Here is a 2,751-nt window from a genome sequence, read left to right as displayed (position 1 = left end):
GCGCCGCGAGCGAACCGCCTGTGGCCCGCCCCCTCCACCATCGCTGCGCGATGGTCCCCCTCCCCGTGCCGGGGAGGATTTTCAGAAAAACTCACCGCGCCGCGTTCATCAGGTCGCGCATCCGCCGCACCACCGGCCCGAGCCCGTCGAAGATCGCCTCGCCGATCAGGAAATGCCCGATGTTCAGCTCGCGCACCTGCGGGATCGCGGCGACGGGTACGACATTGTCGAACGTCAGGCCATGGCCGGCATGGACCTCGATCCCGTTCTTCGCCGCCAGCGCCGCGGCATCGGCCAGGCGGCGCAGTTCGGCGCTCTGTGCGTCACCGGACAGTTCGGCGTAGCGACCGGTGTGCAGCTCGACGACCGGCGCCTTCAGCCGGATCGCCGCTTCGATCTGGCGGGGATCGGGTTCGATGAACAGCGACACGCGGATGCGCGCGTCGCTCAGCGCCATCACCATCGGCGCCAGGTGATTGTGCTGCCCGGCGGCATCCAGCCCGCCCTCGGTCGTGCGCTCCTCACGGCGTTCGGGCACGATGCAGGCGGCGTGCGGGCGATGACGCAGCGCGATCTCCAGCATCTCGTTCGTCGCCGCCATTTCCAGGTTCAGCGGGATCGGCAACCCGTCGGACAGCCGGGCGATGTCGTCATCGGTGATGTGCCGGCGATCCTCGCGCAGATGCGCGGTAATGCCGTCGGCGCCGGCTTCGGCGGCCAGGAAGGCGGCGCGAACGGGATCGGGATAGCCGCTGCCGCGCGCGTTGCGGAGGGTCGCGACATGGTCGATGTTGACCCCCAGCCGCAGGTCGGGCGTGCTCATGCCGCCGCCCGGCTGCCGGGCTTGACCGCCGGGATCGCCGCCAGTTCGGCCGGCAGCGCATCTGCCGGATAGCTCGGCACGTCCAGGCGGATCAGCGAGTAAAAGGGCACGTCGAACTGCGCCGCGCCGTTCGACCGGTCGACCAGTGCGGCGGCGGCGACGACGGTGCCGCCCGCCGCGGCGATCGCCTTCATCGCCTCGCGGCTCGATAGGCCGGTCGTCACGACATCCTCCATCATCAGCACGCGCGTGCCGGGGTCCAGGCGGAAGCCGCGGCGCAATTCGAAGGTGCCGGTCGGCCGTTCGAGGAACATCGCCGGCACGCCCAGCGAGCGCCCCATCTCGTGCCCCGCGATCACCCCGCCCATCGCCGGCGACACGACCGCTTCGATCCCAAGGTCCGCTGGCAGCGTCGCGGCCAGCGCATCGGTCAGCCGTGCGGCGCGCCTGGGATCCATCAGCACGCGCGCGCATTGCAGGTAGCGCGGCGAGTGCAGCCCCGACGACAGGATGAAATGGCCCTCCAGCAGCGCTTCCGCCGCACGGAATTCGTCGAGCACCTGATCTTGCGTCATGCCGCCGCCGCATACGCAGCACGACCGCCCATCGCAACGGCCTAAGCAAAAAGCGTGACGCAGGACGCTTGAGGCGTGGGCATACCCCGCGTATAGGCCATCGGGATTGGGCCTTTTCTTAGGCCTCAAGCGGCGCGTGCACGCCTGCCGCTATCGAACAGGGACTTGGGCTTTACACAGATGCGCATGACTGGTCTGAAGACGATCATCGCCGCCGCCGGGCTCGTGCTCGCAGGTACGGGGGCGATTGCCGCCCCGGCGAACACGACCGCCCCGGCCGCCGCTGCGACCGCGCCTGCCGCCGCACCGGTCGCGACCGCGACTCCGGCCGCTGCGGCGACTCCGGCCGATCCGCTGTTGGCCGCCGACGGTACGCCGCTGATCAAACCGGTCGAACACGTCGGCCAGCCGACCGACGGCTGGTTCGGGATGCAGACGCAGGTGACGCCGAACGGCCGCCAGGCGCGTCATTTCCACGATGTATGGCTGGTACCGCTCATCACCGCCATCTCGCTGCTGGTGCTGGCGCTGCTCGTCTACGCGATGATCCGCTTCCGCGCCGCGCGGAACCCCAACCCGTCGAAGACCAGCCACAACACGGTGATCGAAGTCATCTGGACGCTGGTCCCGGTGCTGATCCTCGTTGCGATCGCGGTCCCGTCGATCCGCCTGCTGGCCGCGCAATTCAAGCCCGCGCCGGCCGGTGCCGTCACGCTGAAGGCGACCGGCAACCAGTGGTACTGGACCTACGAATATCCCGACCACGGCGGCGTCGCGGTGACCGCGAACATGCTGAAGGAGCGCGCCGAAGTGCCCGCCGGCACGCGCTTCCGCACCGACGCCGATGGCCCGCGCCTGCTGGCGGTCGACAATCGCATCGTCCTGCCGGTCGGCGTGCCGATCCGCCTGCTGACCACCGCCGCCGACGTGATCCACAGCTGGGCGGTCCCCGCCTTCTGGATCAAGCTGGACGCGATCCCCGGCCGGATCAACGAGACCAGCTTCACGATCGAGAAGCCAGGCCTGTACTTCGGCCAGTGCTCCGAACTGTGCGGCGCGCGTCACGCCTATATGCCGATCGCGGTGGAGGCGGTCAGCCCGCAGCAGTTCGCGGCGTGGATCGCGGCGAAGGGCGGCAAGATGCCCGGCGCCGCTGCGCCGAGCACCACGGCTGCCAATCTGAACGGCAACGCCGCCGGCGCCGACGACACCGCGACGCCCGCCAATGCGATTGTGCCGGCGAACGACACCGCCGCCGTCGTCAACACGACCGAAACCCCCGCCACTTCGAACCAGGCCGCACCCGCCACCCAAGGCGCGTTCGGCGCTCGTGGAAACTAACCGATGACCGAT

At 69.6% G+C, this 2,751-nt stretch carries 3 protein-coding genes; 1 reads left to right on the top strand and 2 read right to left on the bottom strand.

Going from position 1 to position 2,751, the window contains the following annotated elements; translation table 11 throughout:
- Positions 1-91: 91 nt before the first annotated feature.
- The gene (locus ASE86_RS00290; RefSeq protein WP_056421549.1) at positions 92-823 is read right to left on the bottom strand and encodes a pyridoxine 5'-phosphate synthase; all 732 of its coding nucleotides are present in this window, start codon (positions 821-823) and stop codon (positions 92-94) included.
- Positions 820-1,398, bottom strand: coding sequence for an orotate phosphoribosyltransferase (gene pyrE / locus ASE86_RS00285; RefSeq protein WP_056421548.1), 579 nt, complete (start codon positions 1,396-1,398; stop codon positions 820-822). Before pyrE ends, ASE86_RS00290 begins: the two co-directional genes overlap by 4 nt.
- A gap of 180 nt (positions 1,399-1,578) precedes the next feature.
- Between pyrE and coxB the strand changes: the two genes are divergently transcribed.
- Positions 1,579-2,739, top strand: coding sequence for a cytochrome c oxidase subunit II (coxB, locus tag ASE86_RS00280; RefSeq protein WP_082441567.1), 1,161 nt, complete (start codon positions 1,579-1,581; stop codon positions 2,737-2,739).
- The last annotated feature ends 12 nt before the right edge of the window (positions 2,740-2,751 follow it).

This window comes from Sphingomonas sp. Leaf33 (assembly GCF_001421785.1).
GTDB lineage: Bacteria > Pseudomonadota > Alphaproteobacteria > Sphingomonadales > Sphingomonadaceae > Sphingomonas.
This window is presented reverse-complemented; position numbering and strand designations above follow the sequence as displayed.